General features: G+C 65.3%; 26 protein-coding genes and 1 tRNA gene. 15 read left to right on the top strand and 12 right to left on the bottom strand.

Features of this window, described 5'->3' with window-relative positions:
- Nucleotides 1–6 precede the first annotated feature (6 nt).
- Nucleotides 7–1,071, bottom strand: a complete 1,065-nt coding sequence (locus I6F31_RS32710) for an acyl-CoA dehydrogenase family protein (protein ID WP_225186791.1) — start codon at nucleotides 1,069–1,071, stop codon at nucleotides 7–9.
- A 246-nt stretch (nucleotides 1,072–1,317) separates the two neighbouring features.
- Here I6F31_RS32710 and I6F31_RS32705 point away from each other — a divergent pair, with 246 nt between their 5' ends.
- On the top strand, nucleotides 1,318–2,103 hold the full coding sequence (locus I6F31_RS32705) for an SDR family oxidoreductase (protein ID WP_225137673.1): 786 nt from the start codon (nucleotides 1,318–1,320) through the stop codon (nucleotides 2,101–2,103).
- Nucleotides 2,104–2,250: 147 nt separating this feature from the next.
- Here the strand turns inward: I6F31_RS32705 and I6F31_RS32700 are convergent, their stop codons facing one another.
- Together I6F31_RS32700 and I6F31_RS32695 are read right to left on the bottom strand one after the other, a co-directional pair.
- A complete protein-coding gene (locus tag I6F31_RS32700) occupies nucleotides 2,251–2,517 on the bottom strand; it encodes a GlsB/YeaQ/YmgE family stress response membrane protein (RefSeq protein ID WP_036014563.1) in 267 nt (88 codons plus the stop codon).
- A gap of 33 nt (nucleotides 2,518–2,550) precedes the next feature.
- The gene (locus I6F31_RS32695; RefSeq protein WP_036014559.1) at nucleotides 2,551–3,117 is read right to left on the bottom strand and encodes a YidB family protein; all 567 of its coding nucleotides are present in this window, start codon (nucleotides 3,115–3,117) and stop codon (nucleotides 2,551–2,553) included.
- Between the two features lie 161 nt (nucleotides 3,118–3,278).
- On the opposite strand from I6F31_RS32695, the gene I6F31_RS32690 reads away from it, so the two are divergent.
- Both I6F31_RS32690 and I6F31_RS32685 read left to right on the top strand, forming a co-directional pair.
- Nucleotides 3,279–4,280: a 2-dehydropantoate 2-reductase gene (locus I6F31_RS32690; RefSeq protein ID WP_225186790.1), complete on the top strand. Its 1,002-nt coding sequence runs from the start codon at nucleotides 3,279–3,281 to the stop codon at nucleotides 4,278–4,280.
- Nucleotides 4,281–4,300: 20 nt separating this feature from the next.
- Nucleotides 4,301–4,516 carry a hypothetical protein gene (locus I6F31_RS32685; protein ID WP_074448068.1) on the top strand — a complete coding sequence of 72 codons (216 nt, stop codon included), beginning with the start codon at nucleotides 4,301–4,303 and terminating at the stop codon, nucleotides 4,514–4,516.
- Nucleotides 4,517–4,679: 163 nt separating this feature from the next.
- Here the strand turns inward: I6F31_RS32685 and I6F31_RS32680 are convergent, their stop codons facing one another.
- Complete coding sequence (locus tag I6F31_RS32680) at nucleotides 4,680–5,303, bottom strand: hypothetical protein (protein WP_057027447.1); 624 nt, start codon at nucleotides 5,301–5,303, stop codon at nucleotides 4,680–4,682.
- Between the two features lie 231 nt (nucleotides 5,304–5,534).
- Here I6F31_RS32680 and I6F31_RS32675 point away from each other — a divergent pair, with 231 nt between their 5' ends.
- From I6F31_RS32675 to I6F31_RS32660, 4 genes are read left to right on the top strand one after another with little or no spacing between them, the layout of a single operon-like run.
- Nucleotides 5,535–7,052, top strand: coding sequence for an AMP-binding protein (locus tag I6F31_RS32675; protein WP_109141715.1), 1,518 nt, complete (start codon nucleotides 5,535–5,537; stop codon nucleotides 7,050–7,052).
- A gap of 21 nt (nucleotides 7,053–7,073) precedes the next feature.
- Entirely contained in the window at nucleotides 7,074–7,712 is a 639-nt protein-coding gene (locus I6F31_RS32670) for an RraA family protein (protein WP_036026331.1), read from the top strand.
- A gap of 26 nt (nucleotides 7,713–7,738) precedes the next feature.
- Entirely contained in the window at nucleotides 7,739–8,110 is a 372-nt protein-coding gene (locus tag I6F31_RS32665) for a dimethylsulfonioproprionate lyase family protein (protein WP_036014542.1), read from the top strand.
- A gap of 47 nt (nucleotides 8,111–8,157) precedes the next feature.
- On the top strand, nucleotides 8,158–9,114 hold the full coding sequence (locus I6F31_RS32660) for a tripartite tricarboxylate transporter substrate-binding protein (protein WP_074448067.1): 957 nt from the start codon (nucleotides 8,158–8,160) through the stop codon (nucleotides 9,112–9,114).
- 7 nt (nucleotides 9,115–9,121) lie between these two features.
- On the opposite strand, the gene I6F31_RS32655 is transcribed toward I6F31_RS32660, so the two are convergent.
- On the bottom strand, nucleotides 9,122–9,481 hold the full coding sequence (locus I6F31_RS32655) for a VOC family protein (RefSeq protein WP_036014526.1): 360 nt from the start codon (nucleotides 9,479–9,481) through the stop codon (nucleotides 9,122–9,124).
- Between the two features lie 137 nt (nucleotides 9,482–9,618).
- Here I6F31_RS32655 and I6F31_RS32650 point away from each other — a divergent pair.
- From I6F31_RS32650 to I6F31_RS32640, 3 genes are all read left to right on the top strand, one after another.
- Nucleotides 9,619–9,695: transfer RNA gene (locus tag I6F31_RS32650), tRNA-Arg, on the top strand.
- Between the two features lie 119 nt (nucleotides 9,696–9,814).
- Complete coding sequence (locus I6F31_RS32645; protein ID WP_225186789.1) at nucleotides 9,815–10,537, top strand: DUF2569 family protein; 723 nt, start codon at nucleotides 9,815–9,817, stop codon at nucleotides 10,535–10,537.
- A 153-nt stretch (nucleotides 10,538–10,690) separates the two neighbouring features.
- Nucleotides 10,691–11,830, top strand: a complete 1,140-nt coding sequence (locus I6F31_RS32640) for an amidohydrolase/deacetylase family metallohydrolase (RefSeq protein ID WP_225127105.1) — start codon at nucleotides 10,691–10,693, stop codon at nucleotides 11,828–11,830.
- Between the two features lie 44 nt (nucleotides 11,831–11,874).
- Here the strand turns inward: I6F31_RS32640 and I6F31_RS32635 are convergent, their stop codons facing one another.
- Nucleotides 11,875–12,600: an alpha/beta hydrolase gene (locus I6F31_RS32635; RefSeq protein WP_225148503.1), complete on the bottom strand. Its 726-nt coding sequence runs from the start codon at nucleotides 12,598–12,600 to the stop codon at nucleotides 11,875–11,877.
- A 120-nt stretch (nucleotides 12,601–12,720) separates the two neighbouring features.
- Between I6F31_RS32635 and I6F31_RS32630 the strand changes: the two genes are divergently transcribed.
- Nucleotides 12,721–13,701, top strand: a complete 981-nt coding sequence (locus I6F31_RS32630) for a helix-turn-helix domain-containing protein (protein WP_225148504.1) — start codon at nucleotides 12,721–12,723, stop codon at nucleotides 13,699–13,701.
- Nucleotides 13,702–13,876: 175 nt separating this feature from the next.
- On the opposite strand, the gene I6F31_RS32625 is transcribed toward I6F31_RS32630, so the two are convergent.
- The 5 genes from I6F31_RS32625 to I6F31_RS32605 are packed head-to-tail and all read right to left on the bottom strand — an operon-like array spanning nucleotide 13,877 to nucleotide 17,936.
- The gene (locus I6F31_RS32625; RefSeq protein WP_225186788.1) at nucleotides 13,877–15,022 is read right to left on the bottom strand and encodes an acyl-CoA dehydrogenase family protein; all 1,146 of its coding nucleotides are present in this window, start codon (nucleotides 15,020–15,022) and stop codon (nucleotides 13,877–13,879) included.
- A gap of 13 nt (nucleotides 15,023–15,035) precedes the next feature.
- Complete coding sequence (locus I6F31_RS32620; protein ID WP_225113672.1) at nucleotides 15,036–15,863, bottom strand: SDR family oxidoreductase; 828 nt, start codon at nucleotides 15,861–15,863, stop codon at nucleotides 15,036–15,038.
- A gap of 20 nt (nucleotides 15,864–15,883) precedes the next feature.
- Nucleotides 15,884–16,294, bottom strand: a complete 411-nt coding sequence (locus I6F31_RS32615) for a MaoC family dehydratase (protein WP_225186787.1) — start codon at nucleotides 16,292–16,294, stop codon at nucleotides 15,884–15,886.
- Nucleotides 16,291–16,746 carry a MaoC family dehydratase N-terminal domain-containing protein gene (locus I6F31_RS32610; protein ID WP_036026351.1) on the bottom strand — a complete coding sequence of 152 codons (456 nt, stop codon included), beginning with the start codon at nucleotides 16,744–16,746 and terminating at the stop codon, nucleotides 16,291–16,293. Before I6F31_RS32610 ends, I6F31_RS32615 begins: the two co-directional genes overlap by 4 nt.
- Nucleotides 16,747–16,754: 8 nt before the next feature.
- A complete protein-coding gene (locus I6F31_RS32605) occupies nucleotides 16,755–17,936 on the bottom strand; it encodes a lipid-transfer protein (protein ID WP_225186786.1) in 1,182 nt (393 codons plus the stop codon).
- Between the two features lie 88 nt (nucleotides 17,937–18,024).
- Between I6F31_RS32605 and I6F31_RS32600 the strand changes: the two genes are divergently transcribed.
- Nucleotides 18,025–18,762 carry a TetR/AcrR family transcriptional regulator gene (locus tag I6F31_RS32600; protein ID WP_225186785.1) on the top strand — a complete coding sequence of 246 codons (738 nt, stop codon included), beginning with the start codon at nucleotides 18,025–18,027 and terminating at the stop codon, nucleotides 18,760–18,762.
- Entirely contained in the window at nucleotides 18,759–20,315 is a 1,557-nt protein-coding gene (locus I6F31_RS32595) for a long-chain-fatty-acid--CoA ligase (RefSeq protein WP_225186784.1), read from the top strand. The genes I6F31_RS32600 and I6F31_RS32595 overlap by 4 nt, the downstream gene beginning before the upstream one ends.
- Nucleotides 20,316–20,406: 91 nt before the next feature.
- On the opposite strand, the gene I6F31_RS32590 is transcribed toward I6F31_RS32595, so the two are convergent.
- A complete protein-coding gene (locus tag I6F31_RS32590) occupies nucleotides 20,407–21,348 on the bottom strand; it encodes an SDR family oxidoreductase (RefSeq protein ID WP_225137646.1) in 942 nt (313 codons plus the stop codon).
- 72 nt (nucleotides 21,349–21,420) lie between these two features.
- Here I6F31_RS32590 and I6F31_RS32585 point away from each other — a divergent pair, with 72 nt between their 5' ends.
- Both I6F31_RS32585 and I6F31_RS32580 read left to right on the top strand, forming a co-directional pair.
- Nucleotides 21,421–22,077, top strand: a complete 657-nt coding sequence (locus tag I6F31_RS32585) for a TetR/AcrR family transcriptional regulator (protein WP_225186783.1) — start codon at nucleotides 21,421–21,423, stop codon at nucleotides 22,075–22,077.
- A gap of 126 nt (nucleotides 22,078–22,203) precedes the next feature.
- On the top strand, nucleotides 22,204–22,881 hold the full coding sequence (locus tag I6F31_RS32580; protein ID WP_225137642.1) for an alpha/beta family hydrolase: 678 nt from the start codon (nucleotides 22,204–22,206) through the stop codon (nucleotides 22,879–22,881).
- The last annotated feature ends 2 nt before the right edge of the window (nucleotides 22,882–22,883 follow it).

Genomic DNA, 22,883 nt, shown 5'->3' with positions numbered 1-22,883 from the left:
CCCTGATCAGCGCGACGCCACGAGCGGCCACAATTCATCGGCGCCGCGGTTTGCCACGAGCTTGCCGAGCTCGACGGCCCAGTAGCTTTCCGAGCCAAAATCGTCGCGCCAGGCCAGCGCGCGCAGCGAATAGCGGTGCAGGATGTGCTCCATGGTGAAGCCGATCGCGCCATGGACCTGATGCGCGATGCCGCCGCCCTTCTCGGCAGCTTCCGCGCAGCGGATCTTTGCGGAGGCGGCTTCGAGATAGATCTCGTCGTTGAACGATCTTGCATTGGCGATGGCGTCGGCGGCGGACGTCGCCGCCGCAAGCGCCGCGGCGGATTCGCCGGCGAGGCGCGCGAGATTGTGCTGCACGGCCTGGAATTTCGAGATCTTCTTCTCGAAGGCGACACGCTCGTTGGAATAGCGCACGGAGATGTCGAGCATGGATTCCAGCGCGCCGGCGATCTGGAGGCTGCGCGCGACGCCGCCCATCAGCATCAGATGGGTCTGCTCAAAGCCCTTCGGCGCGGGCTTGATGGCGACTGGCTGGACCTTGTCGAGCGTGACGGTATCGCTGTGGTCGTAGCCGACATTGAGCCCGGCCTCGATCCGCGCCTTGGCCGCGTCGATCAGCGCGATGGAAGCACCATCCTTGCCGTGCGCCAGCACGGCAAAATGCTTCGCCGTCTTGGCAAAGGGCACGCCGCGCGCGCGGCCGGAGAGCGCACCGTCGGCATCGAGGGTGATGCGGTCCTTCGGGGACGCCGGCACGACCGTCATCTCGCCATCGGGTGATGTGATCCTGGCCTGTGCCAGCAGCCATCCCGCCAGCATGGTCTCGGCCAGCGGCACCGCGACTGCGAAACGGCCGGCGGCGTTCATCAGCGCAAAGCCGTCGGCGAGGCTCGCACCCGAGCCGCCGAGATCATCCGGCACCCAGGACAGCGGCAGGCCGGCTTCGCTCAACGCCTGCCACAGCGGCGCCTGCCAGGAATTGTTCTTGTCGTTGTTGATGGTTTGCGGATCGGCGAGATCTGCGAAGATCTTCTCCGCGGTCTCGACGACGATATTGTCACTCTCCGCCACAGCGTTCCCCGTATCTTGCCATTGGCGCGTCCGGTCTGATCGGCCAGTGCGCAGTCTCTTCTTGCGCCCGATGATCGGAAAAAGCCATGGCCCTGACAAGCGTTGATCGCAGGTCCATCTGCGGCGTGGGCATGGGGCCAGGCTTCAGGAAATGCTAATTCCGCTTAGCGGAGTTTGCTCGATTTGCAGGGCGCGGCAAACTCGCTAAACAGGACGCCACACCAGAGACAGGGGAAGGAAATTCGGATGGCAACAGACGGCTTGTGCGCAATCGTGACGGGGTCCGCATCCGGGCTGGGTGCAGCGACTGCGGAGATTCTCGCCCGCAGCGGGGCGCGGCTCGTCATCAACTATTCGTCGAGCCAGAAGGAAGCCGAGGCGACGGCCGAGACCTGCCGCAAGGCCGGCGCCGCGGAGGTTTTGGTCGCACAGGGCGACGTCTCCAAGGATGAGGATTGTCGCAAGATCGTCGCGGCGGCCAGCGGCTGGGGCCGGCTCGACATCCTCGTCAACAATGCCGGCACCACCAAGCATGTGGCTCACGCCGATCTCGACGGTCTGTCGGCGGAAGATTTCCAGCGGGTCTATGGCGTCAACACCATCGGCCCGTTCCAGATGGTGCGCGCGGCGCGCAGCCTGCTCGAAGCCGCCGCCAAGGCTTCGGGGCGGCCATCTGCGGTCGTGAACGTGTCCTCGGTCGCCGGCATCAGCGGCGTCGGCTCGTCGATTGCGTACGCCGCGAGCAAGGGTGCGCTCAACACCATGACGCTGTCGCTGTCGCGCGCGCTGGCGCCGCTGATCCGCGTCAACACGGTCTGCCCTGGCTATATCGACACGCCCTGGTTCACCAAGGGCCGCGGCGAGGCGCAGGCCAAGCAGGTGCGCGACAGCGTCGTGGCGAAAGTGCCGCTGAAGGTCGCATCATCCGCGGAGGACATCGCCCAGCTCGTCTGCTTCCTGGCGACGCCGGCCTCCAGCAACATGACCGGCGAGGTCGTGCGCATGGATGCGGGGATGCATTTGATTACGTGAGACCCGATACGCCCTCTCCGCGTCATGGCCGGGCTTGACCCGGCCATCCACGTGAGGCCGCTCGGGTCGAAGGACGTGGATGCCCGGGTCAAGCCCGGGCATGACGATGAGGAGGTGGCGTGCTCTCGTCGTTACCGCTTCTAAGCGCTATCCCTTGATCACGCCGCTCGCTACCAGCCGATTCCAGATGAACAGCACCACCACCGCGCCGATGGTCGCGGTGATGAAGCCGGCGCCCTGGTCGGGGCTGTAATGGCCGATGGCCTGGCCGATCCAGGTGGCCAGAAACGCACCGGCAATGCCGAGGATGGTGGTGAGGATGAAGCCGCTCGGATTGTTCGGCCCCGGCGACAGCCAGCGCGCGATGAGGCCGGCAATGAAGCCGACCAGGATGATCCAAAACAGGCCGCCCATGCTCACGACTGTGCTCCCCTCTCTTTGAACCGATCAGACCCGATCCGAGAGTTCATTCTCGGTCGGCAGCCGTCCGTCCGGCGTCAAATGGTCGACTACCTGGGGCAGATACTGGCTGAGGCCGGAGAGCAGCTCTTCGCGTGACAGGCCGCTCTGGGCGGACAGGCTCTCGATCTGGTCGGCGCCGAGCGCGCTGGCGAGATCGCCCGGCGCGATTGGCTTGTTCTCGCCCTTGCCGACCCAGGAATTGGCGGCATCACCGTGTCCGCTCTGCTGGAGCTGGTTGAGGAGATCGCCAAGCCCGCCGCTCAGAATGCTGCCGGCCGCACCGCCGGCGAGCAGGCCGCCGAGGCCGCCCTTGAGCATGTCGTTCAGACCGCCGCCCCGACCTACGTTCACCGGCGGAGGCGCGGGTGTCGGCAACGGTTGGGGCGCTGAGCCGGACTGGTTGCCGGTGAAATGCTTGAATGCCTTCCAGGCGAGCAGGCCGAGCAGCGCCATGGTCATCGGCGACATGCCGCCGGAGGATTTCTCGGAGCTCGGTGTGCTCTGGCCGCGCGGGCCGTTCTGCATGCCGTTGAGGACGTCGAGTAGACCCATGGTGCTCTCCTTTGGCGTCTCGTTCGGCGAGCGCTCGCCGCTGACTGCCCCCGGGGCGAGAAGATATGGGGCACTCATGACCGTTACAAGTCGGATGCGCCGCGATTGGTTGTCGGGCTCGGCTCTGCTATCGAAGGCCGGTCATTCAGGGAGTGAGCTCGGTGATTGCGGATCGACCGATCGTTGTGGCCGGCGCCGGCGCCATCGGCTGTTTCGTCGGCGGCATGCTGGCCGCCAGCGGCCGCCGCGTCGCGCTCCTGGTGCGGCCGCGGGTAAAGACCGAGATCGAGCGGTTCGGCTTGCTTCTGACTGATTTCGACGGCTCCGAGAACAAGCTCGGCGCGGGTCAACTGGCGCTGTCGGAGGATCCCTCGATCTTCCACAGCGCCAGCATCGTGCTGGTGACGGTGAAAAGCGCCGATACCGCTGCTGTCGCCGAGCAGATCGCGCAGCATGCGCCTGAGGATGCCGTCATCGTCTCGCTTCAGAACGGCGTCGGCAATGTCGCTGCGCTGCGCGAGCGGCTGGGCGGCCGCCGCGTGCTGGCCGGCATGGTGCCGTTCAACGTGATCGCGATGGGCGAGGGCCGCTTCCACCGCTCGACCTCCGGCGACATTCATGTTGGCGAGGATGCGGAGAACACGGCCGGGAAGCTCTCGGTCGCCGGCCTCACGATGCGCGCGAGCGGCGACATCACGGGCGTGCAATGGGGCAAGCTGATCATCAACCTGAACAACGCGCTCAGCGCGCTGTCGGACATGCCGCTTGCCGCGCAACTGGCCAGCCGCGACTGGCGCAGGCTGTTCGCCGACCAGATGGCCGAAGGGCTGGCCGTGCTGAAGGCCGCCCACATCGTGCCGGTGTCGTCGACGCCGATCCCGATGAGCTGGTCTCCAACCCTGCTGCGGCTGCCGGATGCGATCTTCGGTGCAATCCTGGGCCGGACCATGAAGATCGATCCCGAGGCGCGCTCCTCGATGTGGCAGGATCTGAAGCAGGGCCGCAAGACCGAGATCGACTATCTGCAGGGCGCGGTGATCGCGCTCGCCGAGCGGAACCATGTCGCCGTGCCGCTGATGCGCCGCATTGTTGCGCTGATCAAGGAAGCCGAGGCGGCCGGCAACGGTCCGCTCCGTATGACGCCGCAGCAGATTCGGGGGTAGCGCCCGAAAGGAGGAGCGCGATGAAACGTGGTCTTGTGATCGGGCTCGCGCTGACCGCCTTCTGCGGCACATCGACGCTCGCCTATGCGAGGCCGCCGACGGTGATGAACTCACCTGGATATGACAGGCGATTGCAGGAGAGCCGGTCGCAGTTGGGTGCTTCGCCGATGGTGACGGAGCCGGCGACTGCGCCGTTGGCGAAACCGAAGCAGGGCAAGAAGAAGCGCACGAACTGAGGGTGGGAGCTGATCTCCATCCAACTCGTCATTGCGAGCCACCGGGTCGGCGCAAAGCGCCGCCCGATGACAGGCTCCGCGAAGCAATCCAGAATCCCACCGCGGAAAGACCCTGGATTGCTTCGTCGCAAGGGCTCCTCGCAATGACGGTTATGGATGCAACTCACCCCTTCTTCGCGGGCTTGCTCGGGGTCGGGTTGAACAGCTTCTTCAGGTCGTTCAAGCTCTCCGACAGCCGCGGCCATTCGCAGGAGAACGAGCCCTTGGCGCAAGGTGCAGCCTTCGGCTTCGCGCCCGCGGCTTGCTGCACCTTCGGCCGCTCGACCGGCACCGGCACGCGCGCGACTTCGGTCCGCAGCGCGACCTGCTGCAGCTGCTGCAACTGCTGCTCCTGCTGTTCGCGCTGCTGCCGGGCGATAGCCTGGGCCGCTTCGTTGCTGCGGCGCTGGTTGGCGAGATAGGCCGTATAGGCTTCGTCGATCTTCTTCTGCTCCTCCGGCGTCGGATTGGGACCGGCGATATCGAAGGTGCGATCCTGGAGGAAATCGTAATAGGAATAGCCGCCGCCCGGCTTGCGGCGGCCGGCGAACTTGGCGTTGCAATCGGCAAGGGCGGCCGTCTTCTCCGCTTTGGTTGCGGCCTTCTCGGCGGCGTCGGCGCATTCCTCGAAATCAACCGGAGCGCGCTTCCACCATTGCGCCTCGGCATGCCCGTGCGTCAGCAGGAACAAACCTGCTGTACCTACGGCGAGCAGCGCCGCACGACGCGATGTAACGACCGACGACATTCTAAGAGAGCATTCCTTGCGCAACTCAACCCGAACTGAGTCGAGCCGGATTTTTGCCCCTTTCTTGCCGGCTTGTCACCCATGGAACCCAGGAAATTCAGGGCTGCGATGCTGACATTTTGTGCTTGACGTGGCGCGAGAGTCACAGCGCCCTGACCGCAGGCTGGTACACTCGTGCCGCGAGCGCCTCACTCCTGCGGCGACGCCAAGAAGACGAAATGGAAACGCCTGATGTTGCTGCCGCTCTCAGATGTGCCGCGCTGGTACGCGGAACGCAAACCACACGGCACGATTGCGATCCGTCACGGGCAGGACACGCTGACCTGGGACGAGCTCGAGCGCGGCGCCAACCGCCGCGCGCGGGCATTCATGGCCAAGGGCGTCAAGCCCGGGGATTTCGTCGCGATCGGATTGCCGAACGGCAACGCGTTCTTCGAGACCTCCTTTGCGGTGTGGAAATGCGGCGCGACGCCGACCTCGCTGTCGTGGCGGCTGCCGCGCGGCGAAGCCGCCGCCGTGCTCGACATTCTCAAGCCTGCGCTGGTGGTCGGCGGCGAGGCCGACTGGAATGCGCCCAACCGGTTGGCCGCCGACTTCGTGCCGGAAGGATTCTCGGATGGGCCGCTGGCGCCGCCGGTGGCGCGATACTGGAAGGCGATGACCTCAGGCGGCTCGACCGGCCGACCCAAAGTGATCCTCGATCACCAGCCGGCCGTGACCGATACCGCGGCTGCGCCGCCGCTCAATATTCCATTCGGCGTATCGCTGCTCAATCCCGGTCCGCTCTACCACAACGCGCCGTTCATCGTGTCGCATTATGCGCTGTTCGTCGGCGGCAAGCTCACGGGGCTGACCAAGTTCGACGCCGAGGAGACGCTGCGGCAGATCGAACGCGAGCGCGTGCAATGGGTCAATTTCGTGCCGACCATGATGCACCGGATCTGGGCGCTGCCTGCGAGCGTGCGCAACTCTTACGATCTGTCGAGCCTGCAGACGGTCTTCCACATGGCTGCGCCGATGCCGCCGTGGCTAAAGGAGAACTGGATCGGCTGGCTCGGACCCGAGCGGATTTGGGAGCTCTATGGCGGCACCGAGCGGCAGGGCGCCTGCATCATCTCCGGCACTGAATGGCTGACGCACAAGGGCTCGGTTGGCAAGATCGGCGACATGGCGAAGCTTCGCATCGTCGGCGAGGACGGCAAGGACGTTGCGCCCGGCGAGACCGGCGAGATCTATTTCCTCAACAATGATGGCAAGGACGCCACCTACCATTATCTTGGCGCCGAGCCGAAGCGCCGCGCCGACGGCTGGGAATCGCTCGGCGATATCGGCCGGCTGGACGCCGAAGGTTATCTCTATCTCGGCGACCGCCTCGCGGACATGGTGCTGCGCGGCGGCGCCAACATCTATCCGGCCGAGGTCGAGGCCGCGGTGTCCGAGGCTCCCGGTGTGCGCTCCTGCGTCGTGGTGGGCCTGCCCGATCCGGAATTGGGCCAGCGTGTGCATGCCATCATCGAGCCGGAGCCCGATGCGGACGGGCAGGCCATTGCCGACGGCATGGCGGATTTCCTCAAGGACCGGCTCAGCCGCTATAAGCATCCCGAAAGCTTCGAATTCGTCAGCGCCCCGCCGCGCGACGATTCCGGAAAAGTTCGGCGCACCCTGTTGCGCGATGAGCGTGCGACGTGGATGAAGGAGGGGCGCGCGTTCCGGATCTTGCCTTCGAAGGCGCGGGCGCATGCCGAATGAGACAAGCAAGGAAGGACTGACATGACGATCACCATCGTAGCGAGCAGCGTGCCGAAGCCGCCGGCAAATATCATCGAAGGTTTCAGGGACGCGCCGACCTCGGTGATCTCGGACAATCTCGCCCGGCTGCCCGGCGCAGTGGGGCTGAGGCCCTATCACCGCGGCGGCAAGCTGGTGGGCACGGCCTTCACCGTGCGCACCCGTCCCGGCGACAATCTCGCGATCCACCGCGCGCTGGATCTGGTCGGGCCCGGCGACGTCATCGTGGTCGACGGCGGCGGCGACGAGACGCGCGCGCTGATCGGCGAGATCATGAAGAACATCGCGCAATGGCGCAAAGCCGAAGGCTACGTAATCGACGGCGCGATCCGCGACGTCGCAGCATTCGCGGCCGACGACTTCCCCTGCTACGCCCGCGCAGTGATCCATCGCGGTCCCTACAAGAACGGCCCCGGCGAGATCAACGTGCCGGTGACGATCGGCGGCAGCGTGATTGCGCCCGGCGACATCGTCGTCGGCGACGAGGACGGCGTGGTGTCGTTTCCCGCTGCCGGCGCGGCCGCCCTGTTGGAAGCGGTGCGTGTCCAGGTCGCGCGCGAGGAGGAGACGCTGAAGGCGATCCGCGAGGGCCGTTACCAGGGCGCCTACGGCAAGTCCTGATCAGAGGAGCGTGAAGGGAGGATGGCGTGAGCCAGAAGGAAGAATTTCACAATCTCGATGATGCCAGCGACGGACTCTTCCGCGAGCTTGCCGCCGGCGTGACCACGCGCATCTTCTCCGGCGAGCAGGCGATGCTGTCGGTGGTGACGCTGGCCCCGCATGCGCAAGGCACGCTGCATCATCACCCCGAGGAGCAGTGGGGCGTGCTGCTCGACGGCTCCGCCATCCGCGTCCAGGGCGAGGAGGAAATCCCGGTGAAGAAAGGCGATTTCTGGCGCACGCCCGGGAACGTGCCGCACACCATGCGCGCCGGCCCGGACGGCGCCCGCGTGCTGGACATCTTCAGTCCGCCTCGGCCAGAATACAGAAAAGCAGGATCAGGCTTCGGCACGACCTAGCGCTCAAAAGCAAAAAAGCAAAGCGCTACACATAAAGGGAGGGGACCATGACGATCACACGACGGGCGCTGCTGGCCGCGCCGGCTATTCTCGCATTGACGCCGGCGATGGCGCAGGCCGGCAAAATCACGCTGGTGGTGCCGTTCCCGCCGGGCGGATCGACCGACGCCATGGCGCGGCTGCTGCAGACGAACCTGCAGACCAAGCTTGGTCGCATCGTGGTGGTCGAGAACAAATCGGGCGCGGCCGGTGCGCTCGGCGCGGCGCAGGTCGCCAAGAGCCCGGCCGACGGCTCGACCTTCCTGGTCACCTTCGATTCCCACGCGGTGATCCCGTCGATTCTCGACAAGCCGCCGGTCGATGTCGAGCGCGAGCTGATGCCGGTGCTGCTGATCGGCACCGCGCCTTACGTGATCGCGGCCGGCGCCGGCCGCCCCTACAAGAGCTTTGCCGACGTGGTCGCCGCCTGCAAGGCAAGCCCCGGCGCGGTGAAATACGCCTCGGTCGGCATCGGCACGCTCGGCCATCTCGCCATGACCGTGCTCGGCAGCAAGGCCGGTGTCGAGATCATGCACGTGCCTTATCGCGGCGGCGGGCCGGCCATGAACGACGTGCTCGGCGGCCACGTCGATCTCATCGCGGGATCGGCGGCGCTGGTCGCCGCCCAGCTCGGCACGAATATGCTGCGTCCGATCCTGCAGCTCGGCCGCGAGCGGCTGCCGGCCCTGCCTGATACTCAGACCGCGATCGAGGCCGGCTTCCCGGACTTCGAGACGCTGGCCTGGTGGGGCATCTTCGCGCCCACGGGCACGCCGCCGGACGTCGTCGCGGCCTTCGCGGCGGCGTCCAAGGAGATCCTGAGCGAGCCCGCGACCGCCGCCCAGCTGAAGGAGACGCAACACATGACGCTGCTGCTCCAGGACGGCGCCGCCTTCAAGACCTTCTTCGACAAGCAGGTCGCCACCTGGGGCAAGGTCGTGAAGGACAACAATATCAAGGCGTGAGGCCCCGTCATGCCCGGCGAAGGGGACGTGCGAAACTGAGCTCATGGCCATCGGGGTCGGTGAGATGGAAGTAGCGCTCGCCCCATTCGGCGTCGCGCGGCGTGGTTGACGGCTGCCATCCGGCGGCGCGCGCCTGCTCATAGGTTGCGTCGACATCGGCGACATGGAAGATGACGCGGCCCCACCAGGACCAGCGCTTGTCGTCCGGCTGTGCCGTCAGGTTGAGATAACCGGGGCCGACGCGAAAGCTCGTGAATGCGGCGGCTTCGCCACCATACAAGAGCTCGAACCCCAGCGACCGGTAGAAGTGCACGGCGCGCCCCATGTCATGCGTGCCGAGCGTGATGGCGCTGATGCTTTCGATCATGTGAGCTGCTCCGTTGGGCGGGGCCTGGAAGTATAGCCGCCCCGTTCAGGCTGACGATCGATCTCGCCCGCCTGACGGCTGGCGAACCGCATTTTGCTCTGCTATGAGGGGGCCGAGCCCGCACCCACGGGTTCCGCGGTCCCGTAGCTCAGCCGGATAGAGCGGCGGTTTCCTAAACCGTAGGTCGGAAGTTCGAGTCTTCCCGGGATCGCCACTTTTCCGCGCGTTTGCGCCGCGCCTAGGGCACGCAACGCCGGTATTCCCCCCAAGCGTTATTCCATCGTGACGTGTGCCGACAGCCGGCTAAAATACGGCGGGTGCAGGGGGCCTTGCATGGCGGACTCATGGTACTACGCTGAGGGCGGGCAGCGGCGCGGCCCGTTCTCGATTTCTGAACTCCTCACGCTTCTCGCGGGTATCGCCGATCCTCGGCGCGTGCTGGTCTGGCGGCACGGCTTCGAGAATTGGAAGCCGGCCGGGGAGGTGCACGAGATCACGCAGCAGCTCCTTCAATCGCCGCCGCCAAGCCCAGCATCGCCGCCGGTTGAGGTCATTCGCGAGGCGGCCGCTCCCGCAGAAGACGGCGCTTCATTCAAGGACGTCCAGCCAGAGATGACCGGCATCAGCGGCTGGCTCGGGCTTCTGGCCTTCGGCCAAATGATCGGCATCGTGCGCCTAGTCGTCAATACCGCGCAATATGTGCAGTCGATCTCCAGCGAGACCTGGGTGCAATTCTCAATCCTATTTTGGGGCGAGATTGCGATGAACGTCGCGCTGATCGGTCTCGCAATCTGGACGGCGGTGCTCCTGTTCATGCATTCCCGTAGATTTCCAGCGTTCTTCATTGTGCAGATGATCTGTGCGGTACTGATCCCGTTGATCGATCTGGTTTGGGTTGCATCGATCTTTTCCATCGGCTTGAACCGTCCGTTCGGTGATTTTTTCACTATCGAACCTCTTCAAGTCGCACGAATGGTCGTCGGTGCGATCAGTGCCGCGATTTGGATAACCTATGTCCTTCGCTCCCGTAGAGTCGCGAATACGTTCACGGAGTAAGCCGTCATGCATCTGGCGGCCCGCAAGCCGAGCGGACAGGATGCCCGCTAATTTGCTCGGCTGGTGCAAAAATTGCTAACAGAAGGGGCCGGGCCGGAAGGGGCACCTTCCAGCCCGGTCCATGCCTGTCCGTTGCCATACCCGGAGACCATGATGCCTTTTGACTTGATCCTTCGCGGCGGAAGGGTCATTGACCCCTCGCAGAAGCTCGATGCCGTGACGGATGTCGCATTTTCGAACGGCAAGGTTGCCGCTGTTGGCACAGGGCTCAAGGCGGATCCGGGCACGGAGGTGCGTGACGTCTCCCGGTTCATCGTGACGCCGGGACTCATCGATCTCCACACCCATGTCTACTGGGGCGGCACCTCGCTCGGCATTGATGCCGAGGAGTTCTGCCGCCTCTCCGGCGTCACCACGGCGGTGGATACCGGCAGCGCTGGCCCCGGCAATTTCGCCGGCTTCCGCAAGCATGTGATCGAGCCGAGCCAAGTCCGCATCCTCGCCTATTTGCACGTCTCGCATGCCGGCATCTTCGGCTTCTCGCACCGGATCATGGTCGGCGAGAGCGAGGAGCTGCGCCTGATGAATCCGATCGAGGCGGCCGAAGTGGCCGATGCCAACCGCGATCTCATCGTCGGCATCAAGGTGCGCGTGGGCCTGCATTCCTCGGGCACCTCGGGCGCGGTGCCGCTCGACATCGCGCTCGAGGTCGCGAACGAGGTCGGCATGCCGCTGATGGCGCATATCGATCATCCGCCGCCGAGCTATGAGGACGTGCTGGCGCGGCTGCGTCCCGGCGACGTGCTTACCCACGCGTTCCGCCCCTTTCCCAACACCCCGGCGACGGCGCAAGGCACCGTGAAGAAAGCGGTGCTGGAGGCGCGCGAGCGCGGCGTGCTGTTCGATATCGGCCACGGCAAGGGCTCGTTCGCGTTCAAGACCGCGCGCGCCATGTTGGCCAATGGTTTCCATCCGGACACGATTTCCTCGGACATCCATCAGCTCTGCATCGACGGACCGGCCTATGACCAGGTGACGACCATGTCGAAGTTCCTGTGCATGGGCATGGAGCTGCCGGATGTGATCGCGGCATCGACGGTGAATGCGGCGATGGCGCTGCGGCGTCCTGAGCTCGGCAGCCTCAAGCCGGGCAGCGTCGGCGACGCCACGTTGATCTCGGTGCGGCAGGGCCAGTTCGACTATGAAGACGTCGTCGGCGAGCACCTGATCGGCGATCGCAAGATCGTGTCCGAAGGCGTCGTCATCGGCGGCCGCTGGTGGCATCCGAATTGAGCGGCGCGCGCGGATCGTGACCACGTGCTCGCATGACGCACTGATCAGTCGCGCCCCGCCTCCATGATCGCCTTGGCGAGCCGCGCCGGATCGGAGAAGCACAGCTCGTGGCTTCCCGGCACCTGCACCAGGCGGAACAGGCCGAGCTTCTCCGACAGGCGCGGATGCCAGCCATGGCTGTGCGGCATCGCGGTATCCTCGGTGCAGTTGATGTAGGATTTGGCCAGCGGCATCTCGGCCGGATTGCTCTTGAGCGTGATCTTGTCGCTGAAGGTCGCCAGCGGATGCGGGTTGAGCACGTCATAAGCGCGCTGCGCCGTCTCCAGATCGGCATCGTTGATGAAGGCCTCGCGCCAGATCGGGAAGGGCAGCACCACCGAGCCGTCGCCGCGCTCGGCCGCGATGGCGTCGAACAGTCCGATATAATGCGGCGGCACCATGTCGTTGAGGCATTCGCCGTCATTGGGCACGAAGGCATTCCAGTAGACCAGGCGGCGGATGCGCTCCGGCGCGAGGTCGGCAACGCCAGTGATGACCATGCCGCCATAGGAATGGCCGAGCAGGATGACGTCCTTCAGATTATTCTCGGCCAGGTAGTCCGCGATCGATTGGATCGCTTCCTTCAACCCGGTCGTCTTGGCATCGCCCGGACGGTTGCCCTTGATGGTGGGGGTATGGACCTGATGGCCGGCGGCGCGGATCGGCGCGGCGACCGGCTCGAGCTCGGCGCCTGTATGCCAGGCGCCATGGACGAGAACGTAGGTCGACATATTGTGGCTCCTCCCGAGGGTGTGGTTAGATCGGCGCAGCGTCGCCGCACGGCAAGTGTGGACCGGCGACCGATTTGCCGCTTGGCTGGAAGTGAACCGTATTGGTCTCGGAGTGAACCGATGCAGCAGATCGAGCGCCCCGTCCCGTCGCGCCACTCGGCCTGGAATACGGTGGGTGTACGGCCTCACGAGCAATTCGCCTATTATCGCGAGGCAATCTGCCAGGCTTTCATGAATCTGACGCCGGAGCCGGCGGCGGCAAGCGGCTTTCCCGCCAGCGTCGAGCACGTCCGTCTCGGTGATGCCGCGATCAACCGCGTCAGCTTCCCTGAGCATTTGGTGCGCCGTTCCGCGGCCGATATCGCGGCGTCCGATCGCAGCTGCTTCTACCTCAACCTGAAGCTGGCCGGCCGCTGCCGCATCCAGCAGGACGGTCGCGAGATCAGCCTGTCGCCCGGACAGGTCGGCATCTTCGACAGCGACCGCCAGTTCGCGCTCCTGCACGATCGTGGTCCGCAGCTGTGCGTCGCCTCGTTCTGGGTGCCGGCAGAAGCCTTGCGTGAACGGCTGCCGGCTTCGTTCGACGTCGTTGCGGCACGCCTCTCGGACGATCCCGTCGTCGGCCACCTCATTGTCGAGACCGCGCGCACGCTCAGCGAGGGCGCGCTGCAGATGAGCGAGGACGAAGGTGTGCGGCTGTTCCGGGCGCTGATCGAATTGGTTGCCGTGAGCCTGTCGCGAAGCAGCCGCCTGCACGCAGCTGAAGCCGAGAGTCTCGCCGATGCAACCACGCTGGCGGTGAAACGTGCCATCCACCGGCGGCTCCGCCAGCCGGGACTTGCGGTCGCAGACGTCGCCGCCGCCGTCGGCATCAGCGAGCGCTACGTGCACAAGCTGCTGGCGCGATCGGGCTCCAGCTTCACCGACTACGTCATCGACCATCGTCTCGACGGCGCGGCCAGGGATCTCAGGACTCCCGCGATGGCGGAGCGCGCGATCGGCGCCATCGCGTTCGATTGGGGTTTTTCGGACCTCTCCCACTTCACCCGCCGCTTCAAGCAGCGCTTCGGCTGCCGGCCGCGCGACTGGCGCGCGCGGTGAGAGAAACTGCGCGGCGACTCGCTCGATGAGCCCCCTCTCCCCGTTCTTACGGGGAGAGGGTTGGGGTGAGGGGCTGCTTCCGCGAATACGGTGAGAGACGGACCTGTGGAGAGTCCCCCTCACCCGATCGCTACGCGATCGACCTCTCCCCGCAAGCGGGGCGAGGTGGAGCGCCTCACAGCGACCGCGCGATTAGCAGCTTCATGATCTCGTTGGTGCCGCCATAGATCTTCTGGATGCGGGAATCGATGAAGATGCGCGAGATCGGGTATTCCTGCATGTAGCCGTAGCCGCCGAACAGCTGCAGGCATTCGTCGGCGGTCTCGACCTGCTTCTCCGAGCACCAATATTTCGCCATCGATGCCGTCACGGTATCGAGGTCCTTGGCGACCAGGCGCTCGATGCACCAATCGACGAAGACGCGCGCGATCATCGCCTCGGTCTTGCGCTCGGCCAGCGTGAAGGCGGTGTTTTGGAAATCCATCAGCGGCTTGCCGAACGCCTTCCGCTCCTTGGTGTAGTCGGTGGTGAGCTTGACCGCGCGCTCCATCGAGGCGACGGCGCCGACCGCGAGCGCAAGGCGTTCCTGCGGCAATTGCTGCATCAACTGGACAAAACCCTGGCCCTCCTCCTTGCCGAGCAGGTTTTCCGGCGGCACCGTCACGTTGTCGAAGAACAGCTCCGAGGTGTCGGAGGCGTGCAGGCCGATCTTGTCGAGGTTGCGCCCGCGCTTGTATCCGTCCGCGCCCGCGGTCTCGACCACGATCAGCGAAATGCCCTTTGCACCAGCTTCGCCGGTGCGCGCGACCACGATGACGAGATCGGCGGCCTGGCCGTTGGTGATGAAGGTCTTCTGGCCGTTGATGACGTAGGAATTGCCCTGCTTCTTCGCCGTGGTCTTGACAGCTTGCAAGTCCGAGCCGGTGCCGGGCTCGGTCATGGCGATGGCGCCGACCACCTCGCCGGACGCCATCTTCGGCAGCCAGCGTTTCTTCTGCTCCTCCGAGCCGTAATTGAGGATGTAATGCGCGACGATGGCGCTGTGCACGGAGACGCCGGTGGTCAGCTCTGGCACCGTGCTCTCGAGATCGTCGAGCACGGCGGCGTCATAGGCGAAGGTGGCGCCGAGACCGCCATATTCCTCCGGCACGCTCGCCAGCAGCGCTCCCATCTCGCCGAGCCCGCGCCAGGCGAAGCGGTCGACCATTTTCTGCTCGCGCCATTTCTCGGCATGCGGCGCCAGGTCCTTGGCGAGATATTTGCGGAACTGGTCGCGGAACGTGTCCAGCTCTTCGGTCATCCACGACGATCGGTACTGCATCAGCGCCTCGCTCTCAGACAATCAGGCCGCCGCCGGCGACGACCACCTGACCGCTGATATAATTGGATTCCGGACTGCAGAACAGATAGACGGCATCGGCTGCCTCTTCCGGCGTACCGCCGCGGCCGAGCGGGATCATGCGCGACATGGCTTCGAGCATGTGCGGCTGCACGCCGACCTTGATGTCGCGGCCGGCGACGTCGATGGTCTTCTGCTGCGCCTCGATCGGCTGGGTCAGGCGGGTGTTGATGAGGCCGAAGGCGACGCAATTGACGTTGACCTTGTAGCGGCCCCACTCCTTGCACATGGTTCGGGTCAGTCCGATCAGCGAGGCCTTGGCCGAGGAATAGCTGGCCTGCCCGGCATTGCCGTAGAGACCCGCGATGGAGGAGATGTTCACGACCTTGCGGAACACCTCGCGTCCCTCTTCGGCCTCCTTCCTGGCGAAGACGCGGATCGGCTCGGCGGCCGCGCGCAAGATCCGGAACGGCGCGACGAGGTGGACGTCGAGCATGGCCTGGAACTGCTCGTCGGTCATCTTCTGGATGGTGGAGTCCCAGGTGTAGCCGGCATTGTTGACGATGATGTCGAGCCCGCCGAACTTGTCCAGCGCGGCGCCGACGAAGCGATCGGCGAAGCCCGCCTCGGCGACGCTGCCGTTCACGGCAGTGGCATTGCCGCCGAGTGCCTCGATCTCCGCGACCACGGCGTTGCCGGGCTCGGCATCAAGGTCGTTGACGACCACCCTGGCGCCTTCGCGCGCCAGCTTGAGTGCGATCGCGCGCCCGATGCCGCGGCCTGAGCCGGTGACGAGCGCGACCTTTCCCTGCAGTTTTGTCATTTGAATGAGTCCTCTTGCTGTCACAGCGCGACGACGGCGCTGCCTTCGAGCTTGACCTCGCCGCGATCGTCCTTGGTGGTGAGCGCGAGCCTTGCGCGACGCTCGCCGTCCTCGACGAAGAGCTCGGTCACGGTGCCTGCGCAAGTGAGCTTGGCGCCGAGCTGAGTGATCGAGACGAACCGGGTCGCAAAGCTGCGGAGCTTCGACGGCGGCACCACATCCGTCAGCGCCTGCCCAAGACAGGCCATCACCAGCATGCCGTGGGCGAACACATCGGGAAATCCGGCCGCCTTGGCGAAGTCGATGTCGACGTGGATCGGATTATGATCGCCCGATGCGCCGCAATAGAGCGCGAGCGTGTGGCGGGTGATCGGCGGAAAGACTTTGTGGACGATGCGGTCGCCGGCCTTTATGTCTCCGGATGCCGTCATGACGCCGCCTCGTTGCGGACGACGATGGTGCGCGCGGTATCGGCGACACGCACGCCGTCCTGGTTGGTCACCTCGCATCGGATGCCGATCAGCGTCATCGCGCCGCCCTTCTTGTCCACAACGCTGGTCACCAGCGGTCGAAACGTCAGGGTGTCGCCGACCAGAACCGGGGCGTGATAGGCGAAGCTTTGCTCACCATGCAGCACGCGGGACAGATTGATGCCGAGCGCGGCGAACATTTCGAAGGGGTCGTCGACGTCCATCATCTCCAGGCAGAACAGATAGGTCGGCGGCACTGGGGTGCCAGCGAATCCGGCCGCTCGCGCGGCATCCGCGTTGCGGTAGACCGGATTCTCTTCACCCAGCGTGTTGAGGAAGTAGCGGAGACGGCCGGGCTCTACGCGCGCGGTGACGGGCGTGAAGCTGCGCCCTACGGCGGACTGGTCGACCATGGCCGATATCAGTGCCGCTTGTAGAGCGTGACGACGCAGGCCCCGCCGAGGCCCAGATTGTGCTGGAGCGCGACCTTGGCACCCTCGACCTGCGTGGAGCCTGCGGTGCCACGCAGCTGCCGCGTTAGCTCGTAGCACTGCGCAAGCCCGGTGGCGCCGAGCGGATGTCCCTTGGACAGCAATCCGCCGGACGGATTGGTCACGATCCGGCCGCCATAGGTATTGTCGCCGTCATTGATGAACTTGCCGGCTTCACCCTCGCCGCAGAGGCCGAGCGCCTCGTAGGTGATGAGCTCGTTATGGGCAAAGCAGTCGTGCAGCTCCACCACGTCGAGATCACCGGGGCCGATGCCGGCGCTCTCATAAACCCGGCTGGCCGCCTCTTTTGCCATGTCGTAGCCGACCAGCTGCATCATGTCGCCGGCCTTGAAGGTCGAGGGCGTATCGGTGGTCATGGCCTGCGCCGCGATGCGTACTTCTTTGCCGATGCCATGCTTGTCCGCAAACCGCTCGGAGACCAGCACGGCGGCGGCGCCGCCGCAGGTCGGCGGGCACGCCATCAGGCGCGTCATGACGCCCGGCCAGATCACCTGGTCGTTCATCACGTCGTCCGCCGTGACTTCCTTGCGGAAAAGCGCGAGCGGATTGTTCTTCGCATGTCGGCTCGCCTTGGCGCGCACCTTGGCGAAGGCGTCGAGCGGCGTGCCGTATTTCTTCATGTGGCTGAGCCCGGCGCCGCCGAAATAGCGCAACGCCAGCGGAATGCCGGGGGCGTCGATCAGCTGGTCCGCGGCGGCGTCGAACTCCTCGAACGCGCTCGGGCGATCGGTGTAGACGCTGCCGAGCGCGCCTGGCTTCATCTGCTCGAAGCCGACCGCCAGCACGCAATCCAGCGCCCCGCTTGCGATCATTTGCCGCGCCATGAACAGCGCAGTCGATCCGGTCGAGCAATTGTTGTTGACGTTGACGATGGGGATGCCGGTCATCCCGACGGGGTAGAGCGCGCGCTGCCCGCAGGTGGAATCGCCATAGACGTATCCGACATAGGCCTGCTCGATCTTCTCGTAGCCGAGGCCGGCATCGGCGAGCGCGAGCTTGACCGCTTCCGTTCCCATCTCGTGATAGGGCGCGCTGGCGCCCGGCTTGGCGAACGGAATCATGCCGATCCCGGCGACGACGACGTCAGACATCGCTTCCTCCCAATAAATTACCCGTTGGACTTTTTCTTACCCATGGGTAACATATCGTCCGATCTCCACCAGAGTCAACCGACCGACCATGGATACAGCGCCGCCCGCTCCGCCGTCATCGCCTTCGCCCTGGCTGCCGTTCGAGAGCCGGCGCCGCGCCCGCGACGAGAAGCGCGAGGCGGTGCTGCGCGCCGCCGTGCAGCTGTTCCTGGAGCAGGGCTATCATCGCGTGACGCTGAACGAGGTTGCGGACCGGCTGAACATCACCAAGCCCGCGCTGTACAATTACTTCCGCGGCAAGGACGAGATCCTGTTCGAATGCTGGTCGATGGGCGCCGAACTCGTCGACGGCGTGATCACGGAAATCAACGCCGGCGGCGGTTCGGGTCTCGCCAAGCTGCGCAAGCTGGTGCACGCCTATGCCGAACTGATGGCGACCGATTTCGGCGCGAGCCTGGTGCGTTTCGATTTGCGCGATCTGGCCGAGCGGAACGCCGGTGTCGCACGCGCCGCCAAGAGGCGGATCGACGCCACCTTCCGGCGTTACATTGCCGCGGGCATCGCCGACGGTTCGATCAGGCCTTGCGATCCCAAGCTTGCAGCCTTCGCGATCGCGGGTTCGCTCAATTGGATCGGCCATTGGTATCGACGGGAGGGCAAGCTGTCGCCGACCGCGATCGCCGACGAGTTCACGGTGCGGCTGACGGACGGCCTAGCGGCCGAGGTTCGGCTGCAGACGACAAACAAGACGCCGAGGGCGCCGCAAGGGCGCAACTCAGGACGCAAGACAACAGGGAAGAAACGCACGGGAGGAGAGACGGGATGAACATCACGCACGGCCTGCGCAGGGCGCTGCAGATCAATCCGAATGGGCTGGCGACCGTTTATGGCCAGCGGCGGCGCAGCTGGGGCGAGCTCGGCGAGCGCGTTACAAGGCTGGCCGGCGGCCTGCGCACGCGCGGCGTCAGGGACGGCGACCGTGTTGCGGTGCTGTCCTTCAACTCGGACCGCTATCTCGAGCTCTATCTGGCGACCGGCTGGGCGGGAGGCGTGATCGTGCCGCTCAACATCCGCTGGAGCGCGCTGGAAAACGAGGATGCGCTGCGCGACTGCCGCGCGTCCGTTCTGCTGGTCGACAAGGCCTTTGCGCAGGTCGGCGCGCAGCTCGCCGGCGCCATTCCGGGGCTGAAGCTGATCTATGCCGACGATGGCGAGGCGCCGGCGGGGATGGAGAGCTATGAGGCTTTGGTTGCGGGCAGCGCTCGGGTGCCCGACGCCATGCGCAAAAGCGACGATCTCGCCGGCATCTTTTACACCGGCGGCACCACCGGCCGTTCCAAAGGCGTGATGCTCAGTCACCAGAATCTGATGGCCAATGCGCTCAACGCACTCGGCGAAGGCCTGTTTCCGGCAAGCGCGATCTATCTGCATGCGGCTCCGATGTTTCACCTTGCCAACGGGGCGGCGATGTATTCGCTGCTGCTCTCCGGCGGCTCGAACGTGATCGTTCAGGGCTTCACGCCCGAAGGCGTGATGGCTGCGATGCAGAACGAGCGCGTCACAGACGTGCTGCTGGTGCCCACGATGATCCAGATGTTCGTCGATCACCCCGCGATCGGCAAATACGACCTGTCGTCCCTGAAGAACATCATCTACGGGGCCTCGCCGATCAGCGAGGCGGTGCTCGACCGTGCCGCGCGCGCACTGCCGCATGTGCGCTTCACCCAGGCCTATGGCATGACCGAATTGTCGCCGATCGCGACGCTGCTACATGCGAACGAGCATGTCGGGGAGGGGCGCAGAAAGGGACGTCATCGCGGTGCGGGCCGCGCCACGCTCGGCTGCGAGGTGCAGATCGTCGACGAGAACGACCAGCCGCTGCCGACGGGCGCTGTCGGCGAGATCGTGGTGCGCGGGGACACAGTGATGATGGGCTATTGGGAGCGGCCGGAGGAGACCGCGCGCGCCGTCGTCGGCGGCTGGATGCACACGGGCGATGGCGGCTACATGGACAAAGATGGGTTCATCTATGTCGTCGACCGGGTGAAAGACATGATCATCTCGGGCGGGGAGAATGTGTACTCGGTCGAGGTCGAGAACGCGCTGGCCCAGCATCCGTCGGTGCTGCAATGCGCCGTGATCGGAATTCCCAATGAGCAATGGGGAGAGCAGGTCCATGCCGTCGTGGTCAAACGCAGTGGTGTGGCGGTTTCGACCGGAGAGCTGATCGAGTTCACGAAGACGCTGATTGCCGGCTACAAATGTCCGCGCAGCATCGAGATCACCGAGACGCCGCTGCCGTTGTCCGGCGCAGGCAAAGTGCTGAAGCGCGAGCTGCGCAGGCCGTTCTGGGAGGGGCGGGAGCGGCGGGTCAGCTGACAGATTCCGCGCGTCACGGCCTGCGCGCCGAGGACGGCGGCAGGTACGCCCACCGGGATCGCCATGATTGTATTTTCAGGCAGCGTCCGATCTAACCATGAGCCGTCTTGCCTCCGTCGATCACGAACTGGCCGCCGGTCGTGTAGGGATGATCGTCGGAGGCCAGCACCAACGCAAAAGCCGCGATCTCCTCAGGCGCTGCCACGCGCTGTAACCCCGGGACGTTGGATTTGGCCCATTGCGCGATGCCGATATGCCAGGCCGCATCGGGCAGGCCCTCCATGCCGGCGAGCCGGCGGATCATCGGGGTGTCCGTGGTGCCGGGGATCAAGGTGTTGATGCGGATGCCATGCTTTGCGTAGTCGAGTGCCGCGGCCTGCACCAGGCCGACCAGTCCGCGCTTGGCCGCCGAATAGGCCGAGCGCTTGGCCGAGGTCGCAATGGCGTTCGACGAGGAGGTGACGACGATCGAGCCGCCCTTCTCCAGCATGTGCGGGATTTGGTATTTCATCGACAGGAACACGCCGCGCAGATCCGTGCCGATCACGTCGTCGAACTCGGCCGCGCTAAATTCATGCAGCGGCTTCTCGATGGAGATGCCGGCATTGTTGAAGGCGACGTCGAGCCGTCCGTAGCGCGCGATCGTCGCGTCGACCAGCGCCTTCACCTCGGACTCGTGGCGCAGGTCGGCGCGAATGAAGACGGCCTCGCCGCCGGACTCGCGCACCTCGGTCTCCACCTGCTTGCCACGGTCGGTGTTGCGCCCGCAAAAGGCGACGCGGCCGCCCTCGGCGGCGAACATCAGCGTTGCGGCCCGCCCGATTCCGGAGGTGCCGCCCGTGACGATGACGACCTTGCCCGCGAATCTTTGCTTGCCGCTCGGCTTCTGCTGCGGCAGCGCTGCGCCCTGGCCGAGTGCCACGCCGCCGGCAAGGCCGCCGACGGCACCTGCGAGCATGCCGAGGGCCGCGCCCCCAACCAGATGACGCCGCTTTACGGAATTGCTCGCGGTGATATTCTGCATTTCGGTCATTTCGAACTCCGGTCCGCTCAATCTGAACAGTGTTAAGATAGATATGCTGCAATCTGAACAGTGTCAAGTTACATGAAGAAACGGCCCCCCGCCGCCAAGCGCAGCACCGCTCCGACCCGGCCAAAGCCGGAGGTCGGATACCATCACGGCGAATTGCAGGAGGCGCTGATCGCCGCGAGCGAAGCCATTCTCGCCGAGCAGGGTGCGGAAGCCTTCACGCTGCGCGAAGCCGCACGCCGCGCCGGCGTTTCGCCGGCCGCGCCGTCGCATCATTTCGGCAACGCCCAGGGCCTTCTCACCGAAGTGGCGATCCGCGGCTACGACGCGCTTGCCGGCGCCTTGCGCGAGGCGGCCTCCGGCAAGCAGGGCGTCCGCGACAAGCTCCACGCCCAGGGACTTGCCTATGTCGATTATGCGTTGAGGCATCCCGGCCGTTTCCAGATGATGTTTGCCAACAAGCGGCTGGTTGCCGACGATGCGCGCCTGAAGCAGGCGAGCAGGGCCGCCGGCCATGCGTTCGAGGTCGTCGTCGCCGAGCTGACCGGCGGCACCGCGAAGGAGGCGAAGACGGCGGCTGCGGCGGCCTGGTCCACCGTTCACGGCTTTGCCAAGCTTGCGCTCGAGGAGAAATTCGGCTCTGTGAACAACGAGGCCGGACGCCGCGAGATCATGATGACGCTCGATCAGGTCCTGAACTATCTCTGGCCCGCGAGCGGCACGCGCCAATAGAGCATGATCCGTAAAAGTGCGAAGCGGTTTTCCGGAAAGATCATGCGCAAACAACAACCTAAAGCGTCATGACGATTCATCCAGATCTCATCGCGCTTTAGATGCACATCGAGGCTTGCGTAGGTCATGACGGGCAAGACGACAGAGCTCAAGCTCGACATCGAGCGCATCGGCACGGTCTCGGCGATCCTGACGCAGCCGACCCACGCGCGCGCCTGCTACGTCCTGGCGCACGGCGCCGGCGCAGACATGCGGCATTCCTTCATGGAGAAGGTTGCAGCCGGCCTTGCCGAACGCGGCATTGCGACGTTCCGCTTCAATTTTCCCTACATGGAAGCGAAGAAGGGACGTCCTGACCCGCCCGCAATCGCACACGCGAGCGTGCGCGCCGCGGTCGCGGAGGCGGGGCGGCTCTGCCCCCGGCTGAAGCTCGTTGCCGGTGGAAAATCATTCGGCGGCCGCATGACCTCGCAGGCGCAGTCGAAGTCGCCGCTCCCCGATGTCAAGGGGCTGGCCTTCCTCGGCTTTCCCCTCCATGCCGCCAAGAAGCCGTCGAGCGAGCGCGCCGAGCATCTCGCTGCAATCGCGATTCCCATGCTGTTCCTGCAAGGCACACGCGATGAGCTTGCCGATCTTGCCCATATCGAGCCCGTCATCGAGCGGCTCGGGCGTAAGGCGACGCTGCATGAGGTCGCAGGCGGCGACCATTCCTTTGCGGTGCTCAAGAAATCCGGCCGTAGCAATGACGAGGCGCTCAACGAGGTGCTGGACACGCTCGCGGCCTGGATCGATGCGCTCGCCTGAGG

It is taken from the genome of Bradyrhizobium sp. NBAIM01 (assembly GCF_020194115.1).
Taxonomy (GTDB): domain Bacteria; phylum Pseudomonadota; class Alphaproteobacteria; order Rhizobiales; family Xanthobacteraceae; genus Bradyrhizobium; species Bradyrhizobium yuanmingense.
The sequence above is the reverse complement of the archived record's forward strand: the minus strand, read 5'-3'. Positions and strand labels throughout refer to the sequence as shown.